Annotated in this window: 25 protein-coding genes; 16 read left to right on the forward strand and 9 right to left on the reverse strand. The window is 67.9% G+C overall.

Features of this window, described 5'->3' with window-relative positions; genetic code table 11:
• Position 1 precedes the first annotated feature (1 nt).
• Both hflC and EG799_RS05595 read left to right on the forward strand, forming a co-directional pair.
• Positions 2-838 carry a protease modulator HflC gene (gene hflC / locus EG799_RS05590; protein ID WP_123879295.1) on the forward strand — a complete coding sequence of 279 codons (837 nt, stop codon included), beginning with the start codon at positions 2-4 and terminating at the stop codon, positions 836-838.
• 168 nt (positions 839-1006) lie between these two features.
• Entirely contained in the window at positions 1007-2554 is a 1548-nt protein-coding gene (locus EG799_RS05595) for a Do family serine endopeptidase (RefSeq protein WP_123879297.1), read from the forward strand.
• A gap of 72 nt (positions 2555-2626) precedes the next feature.
• On the opposite strand, the gene EG799_RS05600 is transcribed toward EG799_RS05595, so the two are convergent.
• The 4 genes from EG799_RS05600 to EG799_RS05615 all read right to left on the reverse strand — a co-directional run bounded on the left by EG799_RS05600 (position 2627) and on the right by EG799_RS05615 (position 6831).
• Complete coding sequence (locus tag EG799_RS05600) at positions 2627-4864, reverse strand: PBP1A family penicillin-binding protein (protein ID WP_123879299.1); 2238 nt, start codon at positions 4862-4864, stop codon at positions 2627-2629.
• 104 nt (positions 4865-4968) lie between these two features.
• Positions 4969-5376, reverse strand: a complete 408-nt coding sequence (gene msrB, locus EG799_RS05605; protein ID WP_123879301.1) for a peptide-methionine (R)-S-oxide reductase MsrB — start codon at positions 5374-5376, stop codon at positions 4969-4971.
• A gap of 313 nt (positions 5377-5689) precedes the next feature.
• Positions 5690-6361 carry a glutathione S-transferase family protein gene (locus EG799_RS05610; protein WP_123879304.1) on the reverse strand — a complete coding sequence of 224 codons (672 nt, stop codon included), beginning with the start codon at positions 6359-6361 and terminating at the stop codon, positions 5690-5692.
• Positions 6362-6423: 62 nt separating this feature from the next.
• The gene (locus EG799_RS05615; RefSeq protein ID WP_123879306.1) at positions 6424-6831 is read right to left on the reverse strand and encodes a hypothetical protein; all 408 of its coding nucleotides are present in this window, start codon (positions 6829-6831) and stop codon (positions 6424-6426) included.
• 316 nt (positions 6832-7147) lie between these two features.
• Here EG799_RS05615 and EG799_RS05620 point away from each other — a divergent pair, with 316 nt between their 5' ends.
• The 9 genes from EG799_RS05620 (at position 7148) to EG799_RS05660 (ending at position 15623) form a co-directional block, all read left to right on the forward strand.
• Positions 7148-9211, forward strand: a complete 2064-nt coding sequence (locus EG799_RS05620) for a YadA-like family protein (protein WP_123879308.1) — start codon at positions 7148-7150, stop codon at positions 9209-9211.
• Positions 9212-9372: 161 nt separating this feature from the next.
• On the forward strand, positions 9373-10479 hold the full coding sequence (locus tag EG799_RS05625) for an S-(hydroxymethyl)glutathione dehydrogenase/class III alcohol dehydrogenase (protein WP_123879310.1): 1107 nt from the start codon (positions 9373-9375) through the stop codon (positions 10477-10479).
• A gap of 15 nt (positions 10480-10494) precedes the next feature.
• Positions 10495-10890: a VOC family protein gene (locus EG799_RS05630; protein ID WP_123879312.1), complete on the forward strand. Its 396-nt coding sequence runs from the start codon at positions 10495-10497 to the stop codon at positions 10888-10890.
• A gap of 52 nt (positions 10891-10942) precedes the next feature.
• Positions 10943-11674, forward strand: a complete 732-nt coding sequence (locus EG799_RS05635; protein WP_123879314.1) for a CPBP family glutamic-type intramembrane protease — start codon at positions 10943-10945, stop codon at positions 11672-11674.
• 15 nt (positions 11675-11689) lie between these two features.
• Entirely contained in the window at positions 11690-12523 is an 834-nt protein-coding gene (gene fghA, locus EG799_RS05640; protein ID WP_123879316.1) for an S-formylglutathione hydrolase, read from the forward strand.
• A complete protein-coding gene (mobA, locus tag EG799_RS05645; protein WP_123879318.1) occupies positions 12520-13047 on the forward strand; it encodes a molybdenum cofactor guanylyltransferase in 528 nt (175 codons plus the stop codon). The genes fghA and mobA overlap by 4 nt, the downstream gene beginning before the upstream one ends.
• The gene (gene fdhD / locus EG799_RS05650; protein ID WP_123879320.1) at positions 13028-13822 is read left to right on the forward strand and encodes a formate dehydrogenase accessory sulfurtransferase FdhD; all 795 of its coding nucleotides are present in this window, start codon (positions 13028-13030) and stop codon (positions 13820-13822) included. The genes mobA and fdhD overlap by 20 nt, the downstream gene beginning before the upstream one ends.
• 73 nt (positions 13823-13895) lie before the next feature.
• Positions 13896-14381, forward strand: a complete 486-nt coding sequence (locus tag EG799_RS05655) for a VTT domain-containing protein (RefSeq protein WP_123879322.1) — start codon at positions 13896-13898, stop codon at positions 14379-14381.
• A gap of 111 nt (positions 14382-14492) precedes the next feature.
• Positions 14493-15623 (forward strand): GGDEF domain-containing protein, encoded by a 1131-nt coding sequence (locus EG799_RS05660; protein ID WP_123879324.1) that lies wholly within the window; start codon positions 14493-14495, stop codon positions 15621-15623.
• Between the two features lie 6 nt (positions 15624-15629).
• Here the strand turns inward: EG799_RS05660 and metW are convergent, their stop codons facing one another.
• Both metW and metX read right to left on the reverse strand, forming a co-directional pair.
• Positions 15630-16238, reverse strand: coding sequence for a methionine biosynthesis protein MetW (metW, locus tag EG799_RS05665; protein ID WP_123879326.1), 609 nt, complete (start codon positions 16236-16238; stop codon positions 15630-15632).
• Entirely contained in the window at positions 16235-17347 is a 1113-nt protein-coding gene (metX, locus tag EG799_RS05670; protein ID WP_123879328.1) for a homoserine O-acetyltransferase MetX, read from the reverse strand. The genes metW and metX overlap by 4 nt, the downstream gene beginning before the upstream one ends.
• Positions 17348-17421: 74 nt before the next feature.
• Here metX and hisC point away from each other — a divergent pair, with 74 nt between their 5' ends.
• Together hisC and EG799_RS05680 are read left to right on the forward strand one after the other, a co-directional pair.
• Complete coding sequence (gene hisC / locus EG799_RS05675; RefSeq protein WP_123882846.1) at positions 17422-18549, forward strand: histidinol-phosphate transaminase; 1128 nt, start codon at positions 17422-17424, stop codon at positions 18547-18549.
• Positions 18546-19493, forward strand: coding sequence for a prephenate/arogenate dehydrogenase family protein (locus EG799_RS05680; RefSeq protein ID WP_123879330.1), 948 nt, complete (start codon positions 18546-18548; stop codon positions 19491-19493). The genes hisC and EG799_RS05680 overlap by 4 nt, the downstream gene beginning before the upstream one ends.
• Here the strand turns inward: EG799_RS05680 and EG799_RS05685 are convergent.
• Positions 19484-19936 (reverse strand): DUF4402 domain-containing protein, encoded by a 453-nt coding sequence (locus EG799_RS05685; RefSeq protein WP_158611024.1) that lies wholly within the window; start codon positions 19934-19936, stop codon positions 19484-19486. The two genes, EG799_RS05680 and EG799_RS05685, sit on opposite strands and share 10 nt — an antisense overlap.
• Positions 19937-20314: 378 nt before the next feature.
• On the opposite strand from EG799_RS05685, the gene EG799_RS05690 reads away from it, so the two are divergent.
• Positions 20315-20728 carry a hypothetical protein gene (locus EG799_RS05690; protein ID WP_123879334.1) on the forward strand — a complete coding sequence of 138 codons (414 nt, stop codon included), beginning with the start codon at positions 20315-20317 and terminating at the stop codon, positions 20726-20728.
• Positions 20729-20806: 78 nt separating this feature from the next.
• On the opposite strand, the gene trxB is transcribed toward EG799_RS05690, so the two are convergent.
• Positions 20807-21787: a thioredoxin-disulfide reductase gene (gene trxB, locus EG799_RS05695; RefSeq protein WP_123879336.1), complete on the reverse strand. Its 981-nt coding sequence runs from the start codon at positions 21785-21787 to the stop codon at positions 20807-20809.
• A 127-nt stretch (positions 21788-21914) separates the two neighbouring features.
• Positions 21915-22163, reverse strand: coding sequence for a hypothetical protein (locus EG799_RS05700; protein WP_123879338.1), 249 nt, complete (start codon positions 22161-22163; stop codon positions 21915-21917).
• A 111-nt stretch (positions 22164-22274) separates the two neighbouring features.
• Here EG799_RS05700 and EG799_RS05705 point away from each other — a divergent pair, with 111 nt between their 5' ends.
• Together EG799_RS05705 and EG799_RS05710 are read left to right on the forward strand one after the other, a co-directional pair.
• Positions 22275-23174 carry an ROK family protein gene (locus EG799_RS05705; protein WP_123879340.1) on the forward strand — a complete coding sequence of 300 codons (900 nt, stop codon included), beginning with the start codon at positions 22275-22277 and terminating at the stop codon, positions 23172-23174.
• Positions 23175-23330: 156 nt separating this feature from the next.
• On the forward strand, positions 23331-24674 hold the full coding sequence (locus tag EG799_RS05710; protein ID WP_123879343.1) for a UDP-glucose dehydrogenase family protein: 1344 nt from the start codon (positions 23331-23333) through the stop codon (positions 24672-24674).
• Positions 24675-24688: the final 14 nt, after the last annotated feature.

Consider the following 24688-nt stretch of genomic DNA (forward strand, 5'->3'; position numbering starts at 1 on the left):
CATGTGGGAACGGCATAAATTCTCGATCATCGCGGTCGTCGTGCTGGCGGTCGCGCTGCTCAGCTCGCTGGTCATCGTGCCGGAGACGCAGCAGGCGGTGAAGATCCGCACCGGCGAACCGGTGGCGGTCATCAACCGCTTCGATCCCGACGAGCCCTACGGCTCGACCGGGGCGGGCCTGTGGTACCGCATCCCGCTGCTCGACCGGATCCAGTATGTCGACCGTCGCATCCTCGACCTCGACATGCGCGGAGAGACGGTGCTGTCGAACGATCAGCAGCGGCTGGAGGTGAACGCCTATGCGCGCTACCGCATCTTCGACCCCGTGCTGTTCGTGCAGCGCGCGGGTAGCGAGGACCAGCTGCGCAACCAGCTCGAACCCATCCTCACCTCCGTGCTGCGGCAGGAGCTGGGCCGGCGCACCTTCGCCAGCCTGCTGACACCCGAGCGCGGCAACGCGATGGAGAACATTCGCGACGCGCTCGACCGGCAGGCCCGGCAATACGGGGCGCAGGTGATCGACGTGCGCATCAAGCGCGCCGACCTGCCGCAGGGCACGCCGTTGCAGGCCGCCTTCACCCGGATGGAATCGGATCGCCAAGAAGAGGCGGGCACGATCCGCGCCCGCGGAGAGCGCGATGCGCAGATCATCCGCGCCGAAGCCGAGGCGCAGGCGGCGCGGATCTTCGCCGATGCCTACAACAAGGATCCCGAATTCTACGATTTCTACCGTGCCATGCAGAGCTATCGCCGCACCTTCGAGACGGGCGACGGACAAAGCTCGATCATCATGAGCCCGGACAACGAATATCTGCGCCAGTTCCGCGGCGGTCGCTGACGGTCTTCGGGAATGGCGCGAGAACCCGCGGAAAACCGCGGCCTGCGACAAACGATTACAACTGTCGTTAAACGGCAGTTCAGCCGGTTGGGAGCAGGTCGCGGGCGCGGGGCGGAACCCAGTTCGCAGCCGATCATCCGTTGACTGCGTGAGACGTGACAAAAGGACATGAAGGACGTGAAGCCAGTGCGCTATTCCTACGGCATCACCTCGGCCCTGCTTGCCGGCGGGGCGGCCATCTCTCTGCTGACCGGATATCCGGCCGGCGCGCAGGTCGCGCAGAACGACGATCTGCAACTGAACGACGTCGTCCCGCGCGGCGGCGCGCCCGCCAGCTTCGCGGACCTGACCGCGGCGCTGCAGCCGGCGGTGGTCAACATCTCCACCCGGCAGTCGATCACGGTGGAGAACACCAATCCCTTCGCCGGCACTCCGTTCGAACGGTTCGGGCGCCAGCGCGGCGGCAGCGGTCCGCAAACGCGCGAGGCGCAGTCGCTGGGATCGGGCTTCATCGTCAGCGCGGATGGCTACGTCGTCACCAACAACCACGTCGTCAGCCCCGATGCGCGGGCCGAGCTGGAAGAGGTGACGGTGACGCTGCCCGACGGCACCGAATACCCGGCCGAACTGGTCGGCACCGATCCGCAGAGCGACCTCGCGGTGCTCAAGATCCAGCGCGGCACGCCCTTCCCCTTCGTGCGCTTCGGCGATTCCAGCCAGGCGCGCGTGGGCGACTGGGTGATCGCCATCGGCAACCCGTTCGGCCTTGGCGGGACGGTGACGAGCGGCATCGTCTCCGCCGTCTATCGCAACACCGGATCGGGCGGCGCGTATGACCGCTATCTGCAGACCGATGCCAGCATCAACCGCGGCAATTCGGGCGGCCCGCTGTTCGACATGCAGGGCAACGTCATCGGCATCAACAACGCCATCCTCTCGCCTTCGGGCGGCAGCGTGGGCATCGGCCTCGCCATCCCGGCGGAGGATGCCGCGCCGATCGTCAACAAGCTCATCAACGGCGAGGAAATCCTGCGCGGCTATCTGGGCGTGCAGATCCAGCCGGTGGACGAGGACATCGCCGAAGCCCTCGGCATTCCCGAGCGGCGCGGCGAACTGGTGCAGGGCGTGCAGCCCGGAGAGGCGGCGGAAAAGGCCGGCCTGCAACCGGGCGACGTGGTCCTGTCCGTCGACGGAGAGGACGTGACGCCCGACAGCACGCTGTCCTACATCGTCGCCAACATCGCGCCCGGCACGACCGTGCCCGTTACCTTCATTCGCAACGGCGATCGCCGCCGGGTGAACGTGACCGTAGGTCGCCGCCCCAGCGAGGAGACGCTGGCGCAGCAGCAGATGTTCAACAACAACGACGAGGCCCAGAATGCCATGCCCGAGGCGCGCGAGAACGGCGTGCTGGAGGATACGCTGGGCGTATCCGCCGTGCCCGTCACGCCGCAGATCGCGCGTCAGCTGGGCGTCGCCGCCGATACGCAGGGTCTCGCCATCACCGGTGTCGACCCCAATTCCGACGCGGCGCGGCGCGGCCTGTCGCGCGGCGTCATCATCCTTGGCGCGAACGGTCGCGGGGTCGGCAGCGTGGAGGAACTGGAGGCGGTGATCGACAGCGCCCGCTCCGCCGGACGCGAGGCGGTCCTGCTGCGCGTGCAGGCGCGCGGCGTCTCGCCCACCAGCGTGCCGGTGCGACTGCTCGAGGATTAGGTCACACCCTGCGCTCGACGCGAACGGGCCGCTCCGGGATGACCGGGGCGGCCCTTTTCGCATGCGGCGCGGCTAACGGTCGCGGCGGTCGATGTAGCGCTCGCCCGGCCGGCGCTGCGGCGCGGGCTCGTCGGGCGGCAGGCGCTGGCCGGTGGCGCGTTCGAGGAAGTCGTCGCTCGCCGCCTGCGGCGCGTCCTGCCGGGGCACCGGCTGCGGCGTCCCGCGCGAGGGCTGCCCCGGTTGCGCTCCGCCGGGCTGCGCCGGCCCGCCGCGCGGATCGAGCGGATCGCGGTTGTCGCGCCGCGTGCCGGGCCGTTCGCCCTCGACATCGAAGGGTTCGCTGCGTTCGCCCTGCGGCCCGCCCGGTTCGACCAGATTGCCCTGATCGTCGATGTAGTAATAGTAGTCGTCATCGTCGAACAGGTACTGGTCGTCGGGCTCGAGCTGCCATTCGGGCAGCTTGAGGTCGGTGTCGAACTCCTCCACCGGCCTCTCGCGCACGGCGTAGCGCATGTAGGCGGCGAAGGCCCGCGCGGGCGCGGTGCCGCCCTGCAGACCAGACACCGCCTTGTTGTCGTCGCGCCCCATCCACACTCCGGTGGTGATGCCGCTGGAAAAGCCGACGAAATAGCCGTCGCGATTGGTGTTGGTGGTACCCGTCTTGCCCGCCACCGGCCGGCCGATATCGGCGGCCTTGCCGGTGCCGGTGGCGACCGCCGTCTGCAGCAGGTCGGTGATGCCGGCGGCGACGTAGTCGGGCACCAGCGTGTAGGCGCGCTGGTTCTCGTGCCGGTAGAGCACTTCGCCGTCGGCGGTTTCCACCCGCGTGATGCCATAGGGTTCGACCGACTGCCCGCCCGCCGACACGGCGGCGAAGGCGCGGGTCATGTCGATCAGCCGCACCTCGCTCGATCCCAGAACCATCGCCGGATAGGTGGAAATGGGCGTGCTGATGCCGAAGCGGCGCGCCATGCTGGCGACGTTGGAGAAGCCGACTTCGTTGCCGAGCTGCGCCGCGACCGAGTTCTTGGAATAGGCGAATGCCGTGCGCACGTCGATCTGGCCGGCATAGGAGCCGCCCGAATTGCGCGGGCTCCAGCCGTTGATCGTCACGGGCACGTCTTGCACCGCGTCGTCGGGCGTGTAGCCCGCCTCGAGCGCGGCGAGGTAGACGAACAGCTTCCAGGCGGAGCCGGGCTGGCGCATCGCGTCGGTCGCCCGGTTGTAATTGCTGGTGACGTAATCGGTGCCGCCCACCAGCGCCAGGATCGCCCCGTCGCGATCCAGGCTGACGAGCGCACCCTGGGCGTCGCCCGGCACGTTGGACTTGATCGCCGCGGTCGCCGCGCGCTGCATGCCGATGTCGATGGTCGTCCACACCTCGATCGGTTCGAAGGTGGAATTTGGCAGCAGCAGATCGAGCTGCGGCAGCGCCCAGTCGGTGAAGTAGCGGATCGAGTTCTGCCCGTCCTGCTGGGCGAGCTTGACCGCATCGACATTCACCTGGCGCGCGGTGGCTGGGTCGAGATCGCCATATTTCACCATCTGATCCACCACCACGTTCGCGCGGCCGACGGCCGCGTCGATATCGGCGGTGGGGGAATAGCGACTGGGCGCCTTCACCAGGCCTGCGATGATCGCCGCCTCTTCCAGGCTCAGCGTGCGCGCCGAGTGGCTGAAGAACTTGCGACTGGCGGAATCCACGCCGTAGGCGCCGCCGCCGAAATAGACCTTGTTGAGGTAGAGCTCGAGGATTTCCTGCTTCGAGAACTTCCATTCCAGCGCCATCGCCAGAACCGCCTCGCGCAGCTTGCGGTCGACGGTGCGGTTGGAATTGAGGAAAATGTTGCGCGCCAGCTGCTGCGTGATGGTGGAGGTGGCGGATACCTGCCGGTCCTCGTTCAGCGCGTTCCATACCGCGCGCATCAGGCCGGCGGGGTCGATGCCGAAATGCGAATTGAAGCGGTGGTCCTCGACCGAGACCATAGCGTGCTTCATCACCTCGGGAATCTCGTCTGCGGTCAGCCATTCGCCGTAGCTCGGCCCGAGTTCCACGATCTGCGTGCCATCGCGCGCGCGCACCAGGATCGTCTGCCCGTGCTGGCTCTGCCGCAGGGCGGAATAGGAGGGCATGTTGCGCGCGGCGAAATAGACCGCGGTGGTCAGGCCGATCGCTGCCAGGATCGCGGCGACGACCCCGGCGATGAACAGCCGCTTCGTCCAGCGCCACAGACCGGCTCCGAAGCCGCCCGGCCGCTCGCTCTTCTTTGCCTTACGTTTTGAGGAGCGCGAGCCCCGCCGTCTGGCCATCTAACCTGTCAATCCCGATTGCGTGCGCGCCAGCGCACCGTTCCCCACTCGCAAGCGCGTCTACATAGGGCAAGCGTAATCCGGAATGAACAGGGCAGGCGCGGTCAATCGTCCGATTTGTCTTGCGGCTCGAAATCGAGGCTGGCGGAATTGATGCAGTAGCGCAGCCCGTCCGGACCGGGTCCGTCGGGAAACACGTGCCCCAGATGGCTGGCGCAATTGGCGCAGACGACTTCGGTGCGCGTCATGCCGTGCGAGCGGTCCTCGTGCGTGTCGACCGCGTCGCCATCGGCCGGCGCGGTGAAGCTGGGCCAGCCCGAGCCGCTGTCGTACTTGTCCTCGCTCTCGAACACCGGCTGGCCGCAGGCGGCGCACCTGTATTCGCCCGCCTCCTTGTTCTTCTCGTACTTGCCAGTGAAGGCGCGTTCGGTGCCCCCCTCGCGCAGGACATGATACTGCTCGGGCGTCAGGCGTTCGCGCCACTGCGCTTCGGTCATCTCGATCTTGGGCATGGTTTTCTCCTCGAAGCCCCGGCGACGGCATCCGCCGCCCTGGCTGTCCTCGCCTGTATCCCGTCGTTCCGGCTTCGCCGTTACTGCGGGGCGGCTGCGGGCGCGCCGTCGCGCATGCGATCGCTTGGCGCCCGAACTCGCTCAGGCCATTGATGCTGCCAGAATATCGGAATGGCGGCCGCGTTCCGCAAGTCCGCGCCCGGCGTCGAAAAGATCGGCGCGATCCGTCAGCGTGTCGTTGCAAAACAGGTCCGCGGCCACCGGATCGCACGGGCGACGGCCCGCGGACCGGGACGAAAGAGCGAAAGACGACCTACGCGTTCACGTCGGCATAATGCCGGGGAGCGGGGATGCCTTCCATCTTCTGCTTGAGCAGCGGCGCGAAGCTGGGCCGGCTTTTCAGCACGCGATACCAGCCATGCGCCTGTTCGTGGCCCGACCAGTCGATCCCGCCGAGGTAATCGGCCACCGAGATCTGCGCGGCGGCGGCAAAATCGGCGAGGCTCAACTGCGCGCCCGCCAGCCAGCGGCGGTTGTCGATCAGCCAGTCGACATAATCGAGATGCTCGTGCGCCAGCCGCATGGCGTCGCGCAGCGTGCGGCTGTCGGGCGACTGGCGCGCGATGAGGCGCTTCTTCATCTTTTCCTGCAGCAAAGGCCCGGTAACGTCGGCAAAGAAGCACTCGTCGAACAGCGCCACCAGCCGGCGGATTTCCGCGCGCGCGGCGGCGCTGCCGAGGATCAGCGGCGCGGCGGCCTCGGTTTCCTCGAAATATTCGCAGATCGCCTGGCTGTCGACCAGCACGCGCTGCTTGTCCCGATCATGCAGGACGGGCGTGCGGCCGGCGGGATTGAGTTCCTGAAAGGTGTCGGGAGCGTTCCAGGGATAGACCCTGACGAGTTCGAACTGCACCTTCTTCTCGCTCATGGCGAGCTGGACCTTGCGGCTGAAGGGACAGAGCGGGAAGTGATAGAGATGCCACATGTTGCATCGGCGTCAATGCCTCAGCCCGGGCTTCGGGTCCAGCCGGGCGCGGGTCGCCGTCGCTATTGCCTGTCGATATCGGGCGCCAGCAGGCCCATGCAGGCGGGCATCACCTGCGCCAGCGTGTCGCCGCGCGCCAGATCGCGCGCCTCGGCGGCAAGCTCGGCAGCGATTTGTTCGCGGGTAAGGCCCGCCTCGTCCATCACCCGCGCCGCCGAACGCACGAAGAAATCGCGTCCGCGCGGACCGGGATCGGGCAGGCGCGCCGCCGCGCCCTCGCCCGACTGCCGGCGCGCGTGGGCAAGCGCGAAAGCCGCCGAACATCGCATCAGCATGCGCTGTTCCAGCGATATTTGCGAGCGCCCTGATGATTGTCCGGCCACAGGCGGCGGAGCGGCTTGCGCGAGGGCGGGTGCGGCAGACGCGGCGAGCGTGGCGGACAGGGCGAGCATGGCGGACGGTCGGATCATCGCAACACCGGTGTGCGCGCCGCGATGAACCCGGCCTGATCTCCCGCCCCTGCCTATGATCGGAAACCTTTGTTGCAAGTGACTTAGAACAAGCCCCGCCAGCGATTTAATTTGCTTTTGGATGGTGCCGAATTGCGATTTCGTGCGTATGGTGTCTGTCTCCCCAGGGGGGATAACGCCGCGGATGAGGGTCCGTTCGAGTTCGGGAGAGGGATTTGCCAAGCTTCGCAAGACAGCTTTCGCACACTTTTCTTCGCGTGTTCTCGCGCTCTTCGTTTCCGGCATTTCTGGTCCACACATCAGGAAGGACATGAGGATGAACAATTCACAGACAAAGACACTGACGCTGGCGTTGCTCGCCGGCACTGCGGGCGCCGGACTGTTTGCCACCGCCGCCAGTGCGCAGGAAATCGTCGGCGACGACGGATACGAATGCGTTCTGACGAATGACGGCCTGGCAACCACCACCACCGCCAATGCCAACGCCGTCGGCGAAGACGCGCTGGCCTGCGGTGAGGAAGCCGAGACCGCCGGCGACAACTCGACCGCCGTCGGCGGAGAGTCGTCCGCCACCAACGTGAACGCCTCCGCCTTCGGTCACAGTTCCGAGGCGACCGGCTTCGGCGCGACCGCACTGGGCGCCGCGGCGAGCGCCACCAACGATGGCGCGACCGCCATCGGTCTGGAAGCGAATGCCTCGGGTTTCCTCTCGTTCGCCGGCAATTACCGCGCCACCGCCTCGGGCCAGGAAGCGCTCGCCATCGGCGCCGACAGCGATTTCAACGGGACCGGCGCGCTGGCTGCCGGCATCGGTTCGATCGCGCTGGGTTCGGATACCGAGGCGCTCGGTCAGGATGCGATCGCCATCGGCTCCTTCAGCAGCGCCGACAATATGAGCGCCGTCGCCATCGGCGTGCGCGCCGCGGCGACCGGTGACAACGCCGCGGCGTTCGGCAGCGACGCGAGCGCGGCCGGCCTCGATTCGCTCGCCATCGGCTACAACGCGCAGGCCCGTTCGGACCAGTCCACCGCCATCGGCAACGATTCCGTCGCCACCGGCGAAGACGCGCTGGCCATTGGCGACAGCGCCGTGGCGCGCGGCGCGTCCTCCACCGCCATTGGCGGCGAGAGCTTCGCCAACAGCCCCGGCACGACCTCGATCGGCTGGCAGTCGGCGGCCACTGACGAACGCGCCACCGCGGTCGGCCACCTCGCCACCGCGCAGGGCGTGCGCTCGCTGGCCATCGGCGAGAACGCCGATGCCCGCTCCGACTACTCGACCGCCATCGGCAACGAGGCGATCGCCACCGGCGAAGATTCCATCGCCGTGGGTGACAGCGCCGTGGCCCGGGGCCCCTCGTCCACCGCGTTCGGCGGAGAGAGCTTCGCCAACAGCCCCGGCACGACCTCGATCGGCTGGCAGTCGGCGGCCACTGACGAACGCGCCACCGCGGTCGGCCACCTCGCCACCGCGCAGGGCGTGCGCTCGCTGGCCATCGGCGAGAACGCCGATGCCCGCTCCGACTACTCGACCGCCATCGGCAACGAGGCGATCGCCACCGGCGAAGATTCCATCGCCGTGGGTGACAGCGCCGTTGCGCGGGGCCCCTCGTCCACCGCGTTCGGCGGAGAGAGCTTCGCCAACAGCCCCGGCACGACCTCGATCGGCTGGCAGTCGGCGGCGATCGAAGAACGCGCCACCGCGCTCGGTCATCTGGCGCGGGCCGAAGGTGTACGCTCGCTGGCCGTCGGCGAATCCGCCTCCGCCACGGGTGAAACCTCGGTCGCCATCGGCAACGAATCGGTCGCGTCAGGGACCAACTCGATCGCCATCGGCAACGGCGCGCAGGCCACCAATGACGGCCAAGTCGTCATTGCCAGCCTGGGAACCAGCACGGCATCGCAGATGGGTGCGCTCAGCTTCGTGACGGCTGACGCCAACGGCACGCTCGGCCTGGTGGCCGGCCCGGACCTGTCCGGCTTCGCCAGCGCCGCCGACGTGGCCGACAACACCGCCGCCATCGCGGTGAACAGCGGCCTCATCAGCGCCAACACCGCCAGCATCGCGTCCAACTCGGCCGCGATCGGCACGCTGCAGGGCCAGACGGCCACGTTGTTCGATCTCGCCAACGAGAACGCCAGCGGCGTGCGCGAAGCCAATGAGGGCGTCGCCATGGCGCTGTCGATGGAATCGCCGGTGCTCATGCCGACCGACAGCTTCGGCATCGCCGGCGGCTTCGGCTACTACAACAACCGCGTCGCCGGCTCGGCCAGCGTCGCGGCGCGCATCAGCGACAACGCCGCCTTCACCGGCGGCGTGGGCATCGGCTTCGACGAAGGCGAAGTCGGCGCCCGGGCCGGCTTCCAGATGACCTGGTAAGCCCGGCGGCGTAACGCCTCACTCCTGTGGACCAGGAGCGGTGAAGGGGCCGGAACCCGATGGCGGGTTCCGGCCCCTTCTTTTTGCGCGCGTCCCTTGGCGCGGGCGCCGCGCTTCCCTAGGCAGCGCTTACGAACAGACACAACCGGAGCAGCCACGACATGAAGACCAGAGCCGCCGTCGCCTTCGAAGCGAAACAGCCGCTCGAGATCGTCGAACTCGACCTCGACGGCCCCGAGGACGGCGAAGTGCTGGTGGAGCTGATGGCGACAGGCATCTGTCACACCGATGCCTACACGCTGTCGGGCAAGGATCCCGAGGGCATCTTTCCCAGCGTGCTGGGTCATGAAGGGTGCGGCGTCGTGCGAGAGGTCGGCAAGGGCGTCACCAGCGTAGCCGAAGGCGATCACGTCATCCCGCTATACACGCCCGAATGCCGGCAATGCGCGATGTGCCTGTCGGGCAAGACCAACCTGTGCAGCGCCATCCGCGAGACGCAGGGCAAGGGTCTGATGCCGGATGGGACCAGCCGCTTTTCCTACAACGGGCGCACGATCCATCACTACATGGGTACTTCGACCTTCTCCAACTTCACCGTTCTGCCGGAAATCGCGGTGGCGAAGATCCGCGAGGACGCGCCGTTCGACACCACCTGCTATGTCGGCTGCGGCGTGACCACGGGTGTCGGCGCGGTGGTCAACACCGCCGATGTGCGGCCTGGCGATACGGTGGCGGTATTCGGCCTCGGCGGTATCGGCCTGAACGTCATCCAGGGTGCCAGACTTGCAGGCGCGGACACGATCATCGGCGTCGATCTCAACCCGGATCGCGAGGAGTGGGGCCGCAGGTTCGGCATGACGCATTTCGTCAACGCCCGCGAAACCGGCGATGTCGTCGCCGCGATCGTGGAGATGACCGGCGGCGGTGTCGATTACAGCTTCGAATGTATCGGCAACACCGATGTCATGCGCCAGGCGCTGGAATGCTGCCACAAGGGCTGGGGCACCAGCGTCATCATCGGCGTGGCCGAGGCCGGCGCGACGATCGAGACACGCCCCTTCCAGCTGGTGACGGGCCGCAACTGGCGCGGCACCGCCTTCGGCGGCGCGAGGGGCCGGACTGACGTGCCGAAGATAGTCGACTGGTACATGGACAAGAAGATCGAGATCGACCCGCTCATCACCCACCGGCTGAGCCTGGAGGAGATCAACAAGGGTTTCGAACTGATGGAAAGCGGCGAGAGCATTCGCGGCGTGGTCATCTACTGAAGGAGGAAGCGGCAGATGCTCAGTCATGTGATGGTCGGATCGAACGACATCGAACGGTCAAAGCGTTTTTACGACGCGGTTCTGGCCACGCTGGGAGCGGGCGAGGCAATGCGCAGCGAGAACCGGTCGGGCCAGGTGCGGTATTTCTACATCCACGACGGGTCGACCTTCGCCATCAGCGAACCGATCAACGCCGAACCGGCGACCGGCGGCAACGGTTCGACGGTCGGCTTCAAGTGCCAGTCGCTCGATCAGGTGAAAGCCTTTCACGACGCGGCGGTGAAGAACGGCGGGACGGCGATCGAGGATCCTCCCGGTCAGCGCGACGGCGGGGCGCTCGGTCCGATGAACCTTGCCTATGTCCGCGATCCGGACGGCAACAAGCTGTGCGCCATTCACCGGATCGGTTGAGCGGGTGCGGCTCCCCGCCCGCAGGCGCGACTGACGACGGGCGCACCCGCGCGTGACGCCCGCCGTGTCGCTCGTCCTGTTCGCCTGCTGGTGGGTCGTTCCGCTGCTCGTTCTCGCAATCCTGCGCGTTTCCGGACAAGTCCGGATCGTGTGGCGATGGCTGGCGCTCGCTCTCGCGGTGCATGCTCTCTACGCCCTGGCTGGCTACACCTCTTTGCCGACAGGCTATGCCGACACGGTCGCGCAAGCGCGCTGGATCGGCAGGCTGGCGCAGCTTGCCGCGGGGGCGGCGATGGCCTTGCTGCTGCTCGCCAATGCGCGCACCCGGCACGGCTGGCTGACGCCGGAAGGGCTGGGGCTGACGATCAGACAGAGGGCCGGTTCGCTGACCTGGTCCCTCGCCGGTATCCTCCTCCTCGCCCTCATGGGCTGGCTGGCAGGCGCGGGCGCCGAGCCGGCCACGGGAGGCGGACGGCTCTACCCCCTGCTGCTGTCCGGCCCCGCCGAGGAGCTTGCGTTTCGCGGCTTGCTGCTCTCGCTGCTGGCGGCGGCCCTCGGCGGTACGGTGCGCGCGCTGGGCTGGGCGGCGGTGCTGACCACCCTGCTCTACGCCCTGACGCAGGGTATCGGGGCCGAAGGCACGGCCATCGCTATCCAGGTGCGCGAGATCGGCTATCACGTGCTCGTCGGAACAATCCTGGTGCTCATGCGCCTCAATTCCGGAAGCCTGCTGCTACCGGTCATCGGGAATACCGTTCTCGGCCTCGCCATGCGGCTGGCCTGACAAGTGGAGAGAGATTTGGAAACCATTTCGCAAAGCCGCTGCTACGGCGGAACCCAGGGCGCCTACCGGCACGATAGCCGTACCACCGGGACGCCGATGACCTTCGCCGTGTACGAACCGGAACATCGCAGCACGGGCAGGCTGCCGGTGATCTGGTGGCTGTCGGGCCTGACCTGCACGCACGAAAACGCGATGAACAAGCTCGAATACAAGGAAGCGTGTTCGGAACACGGCATCATCTTCGTATGCCCCGACACATCCCCGCGCGGAGACGAAGTTCCCGACGACGAGGCATACGATTTCGGCAAGGGCGCCGGCTTCTACGTCGATGCCACGCAGGATCCGTGGGCGGACAGTTTCCGGATGCGCTCCTATATCGAGGACGAGTTCATGGATGTCGTCGCGCAGAATTTCCCCGTCGACATGGAGCGGCAGGGGATTGCCGGCCATTCGATGGGCGGGCACGGCGCGCTCACCGTCAGCCTGCGCAATCCGGGCCGGTTCCGCTCGACCAGCGCCTTCTCGCCGATCGTCTCGCCGCTGAACTGCCCGTGGGGAGAGAAGGCAATGACCGGCTATCTCGGCCCCGACCGCGAAGCCTGGCGACCCTATGACAGCGTCGCGCTGATCGAGGACGGTGCGCGGATCGACAATCTGGTGGTGCATCAGGGCCGCGACGACCAGTTTCTCGACGAACAGCTCAAGACCTGGCTCCTGTCCGATGCGCTGCGTCATGCCGGGATGGATGCCGCGGTCCACATGCACGAAGGCTACGACCATTCCTATTTCTTCGTCTCCACCTTCATCGCCGGAAACATCGCCTGGCATGCCGAGAGGCTGAAGGCATGATCCTGGGGGCGGTGCTGGCGGGTGGACAGTCGACTCGTTTCGGTTTCGACAAGGCACAGGCGCGGCTGGACGGTCGCACGCTGCTGGCGCGCGCCGTGGATGCGCTGTCGGGCTGGTGCGAATTCGTGGTCATCGTCGGCCGCGAGAGCGGACCGGCGCCCTGTATCCCCGACTGGCCGCGCGCCGGCATGGGGCCGCTGGCCGGCGTGGCCGCCGCCCTGCGCCTGGCGGAGGACGAGGATTACGACAGCGTGCTGACCTGCGGGGTGGATTCGGTCGCGCTGCCGGGCGACCTGCTCGACCTGCTTTCCCCCGCCCCGGCCTATCTCGCCGTGCAACCCGTGATCGGGCACTGGCCGACCGCGGGTGCCGCGACCGCAGATGCCGTCCTCCATTCGGACGGACGCCATTCAATGCTCGCGTTTGCGGAAGCGATCGGCGCGCGCGGGGTGGAAAGCGGCGATCCCCCCGGCAACATCAATACGCCTGCCGACCTCGCGCGCCATGACCGCCGCGCCAGATAGCGGGGAAGCGACCGAATTCCGCGCGGACGGCACCATAATGCCTGTTCGCCGGCAGTGGGTGCCGGAGGTGCCCGTCGCGCTTGAATATAACGGCCTGTCCTACGCGGTCATGATGGCGACGCCCCGCGATCTGGCCGATTTCGCGCGCGGCTTCGCGCTCACCGAGGGGCTGGCGCGAACCCATGCCGACATCACCGACATAGCCAGCGCGCGCGTCGAGGGCGGCCATGTCGTACGCGCGCGGCTGACCGGGCTGGGGGTGGAAAAACTGACCGAGCGCGTCCGCGCGCGGGTCGCCGAAAGCTCGTGCGGGCTGTGCGGAATCGAGAATATCGAGGCGGTCAACGCGGCCCTGCCGCCGGTGCCGCCCCATGCCCGGCTGGACCCGCGCGCCGTCCTTTGCGCGGCGGCGGCCCTGCGCGAACACCAGCCGCTCGGCCGGACGACGGGTGCCGCGCATGCCGCCGCCTTCTGCGCGCGCGATGGCACGCTTCGCGAGGTGCGCGAGGATGTCGGGCGGCACAACGCGCTCGACAAGCTGATAGGCGCGCTCGCCGTGGCGGGCGTCGACCTGGCGGCGGGGTTCGTCCTGTCGAGCGCGCGCTGCTCCTACGAGATCGTCGAGAAGGCCGTGCGCGCCGGGGCGAGCGCGCTCGCCACCGTCTCGCTGCCGACCGGCATGGCGGTGGATCGGGCGCGCGCGGCGGGGCTCTCGCTGTTCTGCCTCGCCCGCGACGACAGCGTGCTACGCGTTCACGACAGATCCACGAGGTAACGTATCGGTTACACCTGCGAGCGCATTATCATTGACGCCCGGGTCCGCAATCTGGTCTTTTCGCAGGCGACGCATGACAGAAACTCTTTCCGCCTACCTTCCGCTGGACGTGATCGCGCATTTCGCGGCTACCCCGTTCGGAACGGCGGCGGTCGCGCTGGTACTGCTGGTCGCCACGGCATCGGTCGTGGCCCTCTCGCTTCCCGGAACGCTGACGCCCCTGTCCTTTACCGGCGGAATGCTGCTGGGCGCTTCGGGCATTGCCGTCGTCCTGCTGGGCGCCCTCGTGGGGAGCCACCTGCTGTTCCTCGCCTCGCGCCGCTACCTTGCCGGTTTCATGCAGCGGCGTTTCGGAGAGAGGCTGGACGGGATCGGCGATTACCTGGCGGCGCGCGGGCCGCTTTATGTCGTGGGCGCGCGGCTCGGCGGGGTGCCCCACCTGCTGGTGACGGCAGGCTGCGCTGCCACCCCGATCAGCGCCCGCGCCTTTCTCGGCGCCAGCCTGCTGGGGATGCTTCCGGCCATCTCGCTCGCCGCCATCGCCGGCTCGGCGATGTAGGCCGCCGCCGGGAGCCTGGTGTAAGGATAGCCTTTACGTCTCTCCCCTAACGTCGCCCTCGTCCGACGCGAGGGAGTTACCGGCAGCTTGGCGATAAACGCACTTTTCGCGATGGCCGGCCTTGTTGCCGGTCTCGCCGTGCTGTGCGCGATCACCTTCGCCGCGCTGCAACGCGCCCCGGCGATGCTCTGGCTGGGTGCGGCCCTGCTGATCGGCGTGGGGGAGAGCCTGGCCTTGCGGGATGCACGGCTTTCCACGCTCGACATTCTCGCGGTCGCCGTCACCATTCCGGCGTCCTATGTCTGTGTCGGAGAAGCGGTCCGCCTCGCCTACGGGATGGACCGTTCGGGCAAAGGCTATTTCGCTGGCGCGGGCGTGCTGGTTCTCGCCAGCGCCGTGCTTCTCCAGGTGGAGCGGGTCGCTCCCGTCCTGCAGACCGCGCCGAGCCAGCTGGCCGCCGCCATCGCGCTCGTCCGCATGACGCTGGCGGTACGCCGCCGCGGAGCCGCGCGCCATCCGGTCGATACGCCGCTGTTCATAGCGCTGACCTGCGTCACGGTGGTGCATCTCGCCCGCATCCCGGTTTTCCCCATCCTGATCGGACGCGAGACGCCCTTCGCCAGTCTGTCGCACATGGCCTTGCAGGCAAGCCTCGTCACGGCGTTCAGCGTGCTCGTGCCGATCGTCGTCTTTCTCGTGATCGCGCGGGTCGTCGCGAACGCGCTCGCCAGCCATCGCCTGGAGGCCGAGCGCGACTACATGACCGGCCTGCCCAACCGCCGCGCCTTCGAGGACTACGCCGCCGCCAACCGGCAGCGCGGCGGGGCGCTGGTGCTGTGCGACATCGACAAGTTCAAGACCATCAACGACCGCTTCGGCCATCCTGCGGGAGATGCCGTGATCCGCGCCTTTGCCGACCTGTTCGACGGGCCGGAAATGCCGGCGCGGATCGGCGGAGAGGAGTTCGCCGTCTGGATGCCGGGCGCGACGATTTCCCGGGCGCGGGCTTTTGCCGAGACAATGCGGTCCGAGATCGCCACGCTGCGCCTGGTCGAGGTGGTCGGCGACCATCGCATTACCGCCAGCTTCGGCATCGCGCCCTTTGCCGCCGGCTGCGAGGTCGACGCGGTCATGGCCGAGGCTGACGGGGCGCTCTATGCCGCGAAGGTGGCGGGCCGCGACCGGGTGTGCATCGCGGGCGAACGGATCGCGTCCGGGCGTCGCGATACGCTTGCCGCCTGAAGCGCTCTATTCCCGGCTCAACCGGAAGACCGCATGCTCGGCGCGCAGATTCGCCCGCGCCCGCCCGATCTCCCGCCCTCCGGCGAAGAACCAGCTGTCGGCGAGGATAACCCGCCTGCCCGCCAGATACTCGCGGAAATCGGCGATGGTCAGGTGATGGATGTTAGGCGTTTCGTACCAGCTGCCCGGCAGATGCCGCGTCACCGGCATGCGTCCCTTCGCCAGCAGCGCGGCGCGCATCCGCCAGTAGGCGAAATTGGGGAAGCTGACGAAGGCCTCCCGTCCGACGCGCAGGAGCTGACGCAGCAGCCAGTCGGGTCGCTGCGCCGTCTGCAGGGTCTGGCTGAGAATGGCGACATCGAAGGCATTGTCGGGATAGTCGGCGAGGTCGCGATTGGCGTCGCCCTGCACCACGGACAGTCCGCGCGCCACCGCCCGCTCGACCAGCTTCGCATCGATTTCCATGCCGCGCGCGTCGCAGCCTCGGGCATCGCGTAGCACCGCCATCAGATCGCCCGCCCCGCACCCCACGTCGAGCACGCGCGCCTCGCGCCGGACATGGTGGGCGATCTTTTCCAGATCGGGCCGCAGGTCGTAGGCGGTCGACGGTTTCATTGCGAGAGGAACCCCGCGACCACCCGGTCCAGCGCCGGCACGTCGAGCAGGAAGCTGTCATGGCCGTAGGGAGCGCCCAGTTCAACGAAGCTGACTGGCGCGGCAACGGCGTTGAGGGCGTGAACCACCTCGCGCATGTCGGCGGTGGAATACAGCCAGTCGGTGTCGAAGCTGACGAGACAGAAGCGTGTTTCCCCCGCCCCGCCGAAGGCATCAGCTAGGCGTCCGCCATGCTCCTCGGCAAGGTCGAAGTAATCCATCGCGCGGGTGATGTAGAGATAGCTGTTCGCGTCGAACCGGTCGGTGAAGCTCAATCCCTGGTGGCGCAGATAGCTTTCCACCTGGAAATCGGCGTCGAAACCGAAGCTCTTGGCGTCGCGATCCTGCAACCGGCGGCCGAACTTGTCGGTCAGGCCCGCTTCCGAAAGATAGGTGATGTGCGCCGCCATGCGGGCCACGGCCAGCCCCTTTTCCGGTCCGCCCGCCGCCCCGTAATAGTCGCCGCCGTTCCAGCCCGGATCGGCCATGATCGCCTGCCGCCCGACCTCGTGAAAGGCGATGTTCTGCGCGCTGTGCCGCGCCGTCGTTGCGATGCCGAGAACCCGGTTCGTGCGCTCGGGAAAATTCGCCGCCAGCGAAAGCGCCTGCATCCCGCCCATCGACCCGCCGATTACAGCAAGCAGCGTGTCGATTCCCAGTACGTCGAGCAGCGCGGCCTGGGCGCGCACCATGTCGCGGATGGTGATCACGGGGAAGCGCATGGCGTATGGTTCGCCGTCCGGCCCGGCGCTGGCCGGACCGGTGGACCCCATGCAGCTGCCGATCACGTTGGCGCACACGACGTGAAAACGGTTCGTGTCGATCGGCCGGCCGTGGCCGACCATGCGTTCCCACCAGCCCGGCTTGCCCGTCAGCGGATGGGTGCTGGCGACATACTGGTCGCCCGTGAGCGCGTGGCACAGCAGGATGGCGTTGTCGCGGGCGGGCGCGAGTTCGCCGTAGGTTTCGTAGGCGACATGCACATCCGCCAGTTCGCGCCCGCTATCGAGCGGAAGCGGATGCGGCAGGCGCACCGCGCGAGGGGCATGGGGGGTTTTCGTGCTGGCCATCGCGAATGGAAGGCGCGATGCGCGAGGTCGTGCGGGCTGTCAATCGCCGCGAAGCGCCGCTATCGGCAGAGCCGATGACTGACGACGCACCCGTGCCGCACTCCGCCGACCGCCCGCACGTGAAGCCGTGGATCGCGGATATCCATGCCTATGTCCCCGGACGGGCCAGGGGCGTCGACGGGCGCGAGCTGGTGAAGCTGTCGGCGAACGAGAATCCGCTCGGCACCTCGCCCCGCGCCCTGGCCGTGCTGGCGGAGGCGGGGACGCCCGAACGCTATCCCGACCCCGACGCGCTCGCCCTGCGCGAGGCCATCGGCAAGGCGCACGGGCTGGACCCGGCGCGAATCGTGTGCGGTACGGGTTCGGACGAACTGCTCAACCTGGCGGCGCAGGCCTTCGCCGGTCCGGGCGACAACATCGTCCATGTCCGCTACGGCTTTTCTGTCTACGACATCGCCACACGCCGCTGCGGGGCACAAGTGGTGGTAGCGCCCGACGCCGATTACGGCACGGATGTGGACGCGCTGCTGGCCTGCGTGAATGCGGATACGCGCGTCGTCTTCCTCGCCAACCCCAACAACCCGACCGGCACCTGGCTGCCGCGCGCGGAGGTCGAGCGTCTCCATGCGGGCCTTCGCCCCGATATCCTGCTGGTGCTCGATCAGGCCTATGCCGAGTACCTGCCCGATGGCGAGGACGATGGCGGCATGGCCCTGGCCGCCGGAGCCGGCAACGTGCTCGTCACGCGTACCTTCTCCAAGATCCACGGGCTTGCCGGCGAGCGCATCGGCTGGGCGACCGGCGCGCCGCATCTGGTCGATGCGCTCAACCGCATCCGCGGGCCGTTCAACGTCACCGCCAGCGGTCAACGCGCGGGGATAGCGGCGCTTGGCGACCGGGACTTCGTCGCCCGCTCGCGCGACCACAACGCCGCCGAGCGGACCCGTTTCGTGAACGTGATCGAGAGCCTCGGCAATCACGGGCTGCGTGCCGTGCCGAGCGAGGCGAATTTCGTGCTGGTGCTGTTCGAGGGCGAGGTTACCGCAGACGCCGCTCTCGCCGCGCTGGCGCGCGACGGCTACGCCGTGCGGCACCTGCCGGGGCAGGGCCTTCCCCACGCGCTGCGCATAACCATCGGCACGACCGCGCAGATGGCCGATATCGCCGCCACGTTGCGCCGCCTGTGCGGAGAGGCCGGGTGACCTTCTCCCGCGTCGCCATCGTGGGGCTGGGCCTGCTGGGCGGGTCCATCGGCCTCGCCATGCGCGAACATCTTCCCGGCGTCGCCTCCGCTGGCTGGGATGCGGACCCGGCGGTGCGCGAGCGGGCGCGGGAACGCGGCCTTGTCGCCACTATCGCCGACGATCCCGCCGAGGCCGTGCGCGGCGCCGATCTCGTCATCCTGTGCGTACCGGTGGGCGCGATGGCCCAGGCGGCGCACGCCGTCGCGCCCGGCCTGTCCCCGGATTGCCTCGTCAGCGACGTCGGATCGTCGAAGCAGGGCGTGGCGGGCGCGCTGGAGCAGGCGCTACCGAACCACGCGATCATCCCCGCCCACCCCGTCGCAGGCACCGAGCAATCGGGCCCCGATGCCGGCTTTTCCAGCCTGTTCCATCATCGCTGGTGCATCCTCACCCCGCCCGCCCACGCCGAGGCCGCGCAGGTGGACGCGCTGGCCGCGTTCTGGCGCGCGCTGGGGGCTACCGTCGAGGTGATGGAGCCGGCGCATCACGACCTCGTTCTCGCCGTTACCAGTCACATCCCGCACCTCATCGCCTATACCATCGTGGGTACGGCCAGCGATCTCGAGGAGGTGACGCGCAGCGAGGTCATCAAGTATTCCGCCGGCGGCTTTCGCGATTTTACCCGCATTGCCGCATCCGATCCGACCATGTGGCGCGACGTCTTTCTCCATAACCGCGACGCGGTGCTGGCCATGCTGGGGCGCTTCACCGCCGATCTCGACGCGATGACCAGCGCCATCCGCGAGGGAGACGGTCAGGCGATGCACGATCTGTTCAGCCGCACCCGGGCCATCCGCCGCGGGATCCTCGCCATGGGGCAGGACGACGCCCGCCCCGATTTCGGGAGAGGCGACCATGACGAGCGGCAGGGAGACGAAGCCGAGCCGCCCCCTCAGTCGTAGCTGACCGTCACGGCGATGTCGGCGCGGAAATAGTCCGGGCGCGTGCCGGCCGGCACGGCGAGCGTCCCGCCCAGGGCAAAGCGGTCGCGCCCCTCGGCATCGAGCCGCCCGCCAGCGGCCAGGTCCGGCGCGTTGTCGCTGCGGATGGTAAGGTCGGTAACGGCCAGGCTTGCGCCCGTCAGCGCGCCGGTCGCGGTGACGGCAGCGGGTGCGTGGATGCGATAGACGCGGTCAGCCTCGCCGGAGACGCGGAAGCGCGCGGGATGCGTTTCGCACCCGCCGGCCCGGCACTGCGGGCGTGCCGAACCCGAATGAACGACCCCGCTCGAGTCGGCGGGAACACGCACCGCACCGCCCGAATCGCGCTCCACGACAACGCCGCCGAAGGCGAGGTCGGACAGTTTGGTGGCCCGGATTGGCTCGACGACTTCCGCGGTCGCCAACCCTTCCGCCGTATCGCCGCCTTGCTGCGCAAGTAGGGAGCACCCCGGAAACAATACCGCCAATATCGAACCAGCCAATCTCGCCCGGAAGACCGATTTCGATACTGCTGACTGTTCTTTCTTCATCGTTCGGGCAGGCGGCTTCTAGGTCGTGATCGTCGACATACGCATCGGCGTAGCTCTTGGGATCTTATACGCGCCTCAAGCGGTTCGGGTCCGAAATACACAAGGTCGGATTTACGAAAAATTAGGACATCGCGCAAACGGCGCCTTCGGTAGCGCCCGCTTGAATGCGCGCCGCACTTTTCAGTTGTATCGGGAAACCGATGCTGCAATCGCGAATTGACCTAACGTGACGACAACCCCCCGGAGCCTATGATGAAATTCGCGAAATACGCCGTGCTTCCGCTTGCCCTCGCCAGCCTGACAGGCTGCGGTTCGGATGCGGAACCTGACGCCGCCGCCACCCAGGCCGCGCTGCCGACGCCTTCGGAAACCGCCTCCACGCTCGACAACCAGGTGGAGGAACTCGGCGTAAGCGAGCGCGATCTGCTCGACATGAATCTCGTCACCGCAGACGGCGAAGTCGCGGGCGAGGTGATGCAGGTGCGTCGCGGCGCGATGGGCGAGGCGAACGGCGTCCTCGCGCGGCTGGAGGATGGCGGCAAGGCCGTTCTCGTCCGGATGGACGACCTCTCGATGACCGGCGAGGGCAACGACCGCGCGCTGGAAACGACGCTGACCGCCGAGGAACTCGCCGCCCTGCCCGAAGCTTCGACCCGCGCCATGTAGCGCCGACAACCGAAGTCGCGAAAAGGGGCGGGAAAGCGAACCGGCTTCCCCGCCCCTTTTTGCTTTGTCGCTGGGTCGCTACTCCGCGGCTTCGGCGGTGCGCGCTTCGCGTTCGGCGAATTCGAGAGTGGCGAGGAACCGTTCCGCATCGAGCGCGGCCATGCACCCCGTACCCGCCGCCGTCACCGCCTGACGATAGGTATGGTCCATGACGTCGCCACAGGCGAACACGCCCGGAACACTCGTCTTGGGGGTGCCCGGTTCGACCAGCAGATAGCCGCCATCGTCCATCGGCAGCTTGCCCCGGAACAGCTCGGTTGCCGGAGCGTGGCCGATAGCGACGAACGCCCCGTCGGCCCTTATAGTGCTCTTTTCCTGTGTCTGCGTATCGACCAGTTCGAGATGGTCGAGCTTGCCGTCCTCTCCCGCGACGAACCGTTCGACGACCTTGTTCCACACAGGTGTGATCTTCTCGCTGGCGAACAGGCGATCCTGGAGGATCTTCTCGCTACGCAGCTCGTCGCGCCGGTGGATCAACGTCACGTCGTCGGAATGATTGGTCAGGTAGAGCGCTTCCTCGACCGCGGTGTTGCCCCCTCCGATCACCACGACCTTCTTGCCGCGATAGAAGAATCCGTCACAGGTCGCGCAGGCCGACACGCCCTTGCCGCCAAGCTCCTGCTCTCCGGGAACGCCGAGCCATTTCGCCTGCGCGCCGGTGGAGATCACCAGCACGTCGCCGACATACGCGTCGCCGCTGTCGCCCGTCGCGCGGAAGGGCGAGCCGCCGGCGATATCGACATCGGTGATCGTGTCCCAAATCATCCGCGTACCGACATGCTCGGCCTGCTTCTGCATCTGCTCCATTAGCCAGGGGCCCTGGATGACGTCGGCAAAGCCGGGATAGTTCTCCACATCGGTGGTGATGGTGAGCTGTCCGCCCGGTTGCAGACCCTGAACCACGATCGGCTCCATCCCGGCCCGCGCGGCGTAGATCGCGGCGGACAGGCCGGCGGGGCCGGAACCGATGATGAGCATGCGGGTGGTATGGGTGGTCATGGCGGCGAATCGGTCCTGAAGCTGTTGCTTCGGGACGTAAGGGCACGCGCCGGCCTGTTCAAGCGAGGTGCCCGCCCTGTCGCCCGTTGCCATTGCCTCCCGTCGGGCGATGCGACCGCGCGGGGCGCTAGATCGTGGTGTCGACCCGTGGCGGGACCGTTTCGGTCGTGCCCGGATCACGGGTAAGGTCGCTTTTTTCGCTCAGCTTCTTGGCAAGATAGCCGCCACCTGCCAGCGCGAGGATCGTGGGAATTCGCAAGCGGCGCACCAGCGGCACGGCCAGCGCGCCGAGCACGGCCCCCGTGGTTCCGCCGATGCTGCGTGCTTCCTTGCCTGCCGCGGCGCCCGCCGCCGCTCCGATCAACTTGCCGATCATCTGTAAATCTCCTTTGTCCAACCAACCGCGTTCGCCCCCCGATTGTTCCGCCCGGGCGCGGCTTGCGCGGAGGCGCGGTTGCGGCCACGATGGCCAGCGGAAGGAAGATGCGTGAGCGACGAGGACGGGCTGATCGGCGCGATCGAGGCGGGCGGTACGAAATTCGTGCTCGGCCTCGCGCGGGCGGACGGGGAACTGATCGACACGCACCGCCTGCCCACGACCACGCCGGACGAAACATTCGCCGCGATGACAAGCTGGCTGCGCGCGGCGGCGGACCGGCACGGACGGATCGCCGCGCTCGGCGTCGCCAGTTTCGGCCCCTTGCGCACGGACCGCAGCGCCTCCGACTGGGGCACGATCACCACGACGCCGAAACCGCACTGGAGCGGAGCGAGCTTCGCCCGCGCGCTCGGGCCGTTCGGCGTGCCGCTTGCCATCGATACCGACGTTACCGGGGCCGCGCTGGGCGAATGGCTGGGGGGCGCCGGGGCGGGCCGCGGCACCGTCGTCTATACCACGGTGGGCACCGGCATCGGCACCGGCGTGATCAGCGGCGGCAGGCCGCTCGCCGGCAGCGGGCATTACGAGGCGGGCCACATTCGCCCGGCACGCGGCGCGGGCGACGACTGGCCCGGCATCTGCCCCTATCATGGCGATTGCCTCGAAGGTCTCGCGAGCGGTCCCGCCATCATGGCGCGCTGGGAACACGACCTGTCGGCCGGTAGCGCGCAAGAGATCGGCCTGATCGCCGATTACCTGGCGGAGATGCACGCGGCGCTCGTGCTGCTGCACATGCCCGACATCGCGATCCTGGGCGGCGGCGTCGCCAAGGCGCCGGGCCTGATCGAGGCAGTGCGGGCGAAGACCCGCGCGAAACTCGCGGGATACGTCGAGAGCTGGGACACGGATCTCGGCGCGCATATCGTCCCGCCGGCTCTGGGCGATCTGGCGGGACTGGCCGGCGCGGTCGAACTGGGCCGCCAGGCATTGTGCGAAAGCGCTGCTTAAGTCCTTTGACTAGCGCAGGAAATCCCGAACCGCGCGCCCTATCCGGAAGCGGTGCTTCGCAATTGCCGCGCCGCTAGCCGCTTCCCCAATGACGCACCGCGCCCCCGCACCGTAGAACGGCTGCAGGACGTTCGAGCGCATGAGGGAATCCAAGCCATGAACATCGTGATGATCGGCGCGGGCTATGTCGGCCTGGTATCGGGGGCCTGCTTTGCCGAGATCGGCCACACCGTGACGTGTATCGACACCGACGAGGGCAAGATCGCCACCCTTCGCCAGGGGGGCATACCCATCTTCGAGCCGGGGCTCGATGCGCTGGCGGCACGCGGCGTGGCGGCCGGTCGGCTGTCCTTCGCAACCGACCTGGCGGCGCACGTACCCCTGGCCGACGTCGTCTTCATCGCGGTGGGCACGCCCGCCAGGCGCGGCGACGGCCACGCCGATCTCACCTTTGTCGGGGAAGCGGCGCGCGAGATCGCGCGCCACGTATCGGGCTTCACCGTCATCGTCACCAAATCCACCGTTCCCGTGGGCACGGGCGACTGGGTCGAACGGCTGGTGGCGCAGGAGCGGCCCGATGCCGACATCGCCGTTGCCTCCAACCCCGAATTCCTGCGCGAAGGCGCCGCGATCGACGATTTCCTCCGTCCAGACCGCATCGTGGCGGGCAGTGACGACGCGCGCGCCCGTGCCGTGATCGAGGATGTTTATCGCCCGATCACCGACAGGGGCGCGCCGCTGCTGTTCACCGGACGGCGGACGAGCGAACTGGTGAAATATGCCGCCAATGCCTTCCTCGCGCTGAAGATCACCTACATCAACGAGGTCGCCAGCCTGTGCGAGAAGGTGGAGGCCGACGTACGCGACGTCGCCTACGGGATCGGCCTCGATCACCGCATCGGCGCCGATTTCCTGAGCGCGGGACCGGGCTATGGCGGATCGTGCTTCCCCAAGGATACGCTGGCACTGATGAAGACGGCGCAGGACCACGATTCGCCCATGCGGCTGGTGGAGATGTGCGTGTCGGTCAACGATGCGCGCAAGCGGGCGATGGCGCGCAAGGTCATGGCGCTGTTCGGTGGCTCGATCCACGGCATGACCGTCGCCGTGCTGGGCCTCACCTTCAAGGCCGATACCGACGACATGCGCGATTCTCCGGCGATCGCCATCGTGCAGGCGCTCGGGGATGCAGGCGCAAAGGTGCGCGCCTACGATCCGCAGGGCATGGCTGAAGCCAGGCGCCTGATCCCCGACATTGCCTATGCCGACACCGCCTATGACGCGGTGCGCGGCGCGGCGGCATGCGTGATCGTCACCGACTGGGCGGAGTTTCGCAGGCTCGACCTCAAGGTGCTGGCGCGCCTGATGAGCGGCCCGGGCCTGATCGATCTCAGGAACATCTTCGATGACGAGGAGGTCGCCGCAGCCGGGCTGGTGCGGGTGGGCACAGGCATGCCGCAGCCGCTGCCGCTGGACCGCCACCGGCAGGCGGCGGAGTAGGCGCGGGGGCGCGA

The organism is Aurantiacibacter spongiae (assembly GCF_003815535.1).
GTDB lineage: Bacteria > Pseudomonadota > Alphaproteobacteria > Sphingomonadales > Sphingomonadaceae > Alteraurantiacibacter > Alteraurantiacibacter spongiae.

Excerpts from the sequence above, each read along its gene's own strand:
- hflC (WP_123879295.1), top strand. The coding sequence starts at position 2 with ATGTGGGAACGGCATAAATTCTCGATCATCGCGGTCGTCGTGCTGGCG.
- EG799_RS05595 (WP_123879297.1), top strand. The coding sequence starts at position 1,007 with ATGAAGGACGTGAAGCCAGTGCGCTATTCCTACGGCATCACCTCGGCC.
- EG799_RS05600 (WP_123879299.1), bottom strand. The coding sequence starts at position 4,864 with ATGGCCAGACGGCGGGGCTCGCGCTCCTCAAAACGTAAGGCAAAGAAG.
- msrB (WP_123879301.1), bottom strand. The coding sequence starts at position 5,376 with ATGCCCAAGATCGAGATGACCGAAGCGCAGTGGCGCGAACGCCTGACG.
- EG799_RS05610 (WP_123879304.1), bottom strand. The coding sequence starts at position 6,361 with ATGTGGCATCTCTATCACTTCCCGCTCTGTCCCTTCAGCCGCAAGGTC.
- EG799_RS05615 (WP_123879306.1), bottom strand. The coding sequence starts at position 6,831 with ATGATCCGACCGTCCGCCATGCTCGCCCTGTCCGCCACGCTCGCCGCG.
- EG799_RS05620 (WP_123879308.1), top strand. The coding sequence starts at position 7,148 with ATGAACAATTCACAGACAAAGACACTGACGCTGGCGTTGCTCGCCGGC.
- EG799_RS05625 (WP_123879310.1), top strand. The coding sequence starts at position 9,373 with ATGAAGACCAGAGCCGCCGTCGCCTTCGAAGCGAAACAGCCGCTCGAG.
- EG799_RS05630 (WP_123879312.1), top strand. The coding sequence starts at position 10,495 with ATGCTCAGTCATGTGATGGTCGGATCGAACGACATCGAACGGTCAAAG.
- mobA (WP_123879318.1), top strand. The coding sequence starts at position 12,520 with ATGATCCTGGGGGCGGTGCTGGCGGGTGGACAGTCGACTCGTTTCGGT.
- fdhD (WP_123879320.1), top strand. The coding sequence starts at position 13,028 with ATGACCGCCGCGCCAGATAGCGGGGAAGCGACCGAATTCCGCGCGGAC.
- EG799_RS05655 (WP_123879322.1), top strand. The coding sequence starts at position 13,896 with ATGACAGAAACTCTTTCCGCCTACCTTCCGCTGGACGTGATCGCGCAT.
- EG799_RS05660 (WP_123879324.1), top strand. The coding sequence starts at position 14,493 with ATGGCCGGCCTTGTTGCCGGTCTCGCCGTGCTGTGCGCGATCACCTTC.
- metW (WP_123879326.1), bottom strand. The coding sequence starts at position 16,238 with ATGAAACCGTCGACCGCCTACGACCTGCGGCCCGATCTGGAAAAGATC.
- metX (WP_123879328.1), bottom strand. The coding sequence starts at position 17,347 with ATGGCCAGCACGAAAACCCCCCATGCCCCTCGCGCGGTGCGCCTGCCG.
- hisC (WP_123882846.1), top strand. The coding sequence starts at position 17,422 with ATGACTGACGACGCACCCGTGCCGCACTCCGCCGACCGCCCGCACGTG.
- EG799_RS05690 (WP_123879334.1), top strand. The coding sequence starts at position 20,315 with ATGAAATTCGCGAAATACGCCGTGCTTCCGCTTGCCCTCGCCAGCCTG.
- trxB (WP_123879336.1), bottom strand. The coding sequence starts at position 21,787 with ATGACCACCCATACCACCCGCATGCTCATCATCGGTTCCGGCCCCGCC.
- EG799_RS05700 (WP_123879338.1), bottom strand. The coding sequence starts at position 22,163 with ATGATCGGCAAGTTGATCGGAGCGGCGGCGGGCGCCGCGGCAGGCAAG.
- EG799_RS05710 (WP_123879343.1), top strand. The coding sequence starts at position 23,331 with ATGAACATCGTGATGATCGGCGCGGGCTATGTCGGCCTGGTATCGGGG.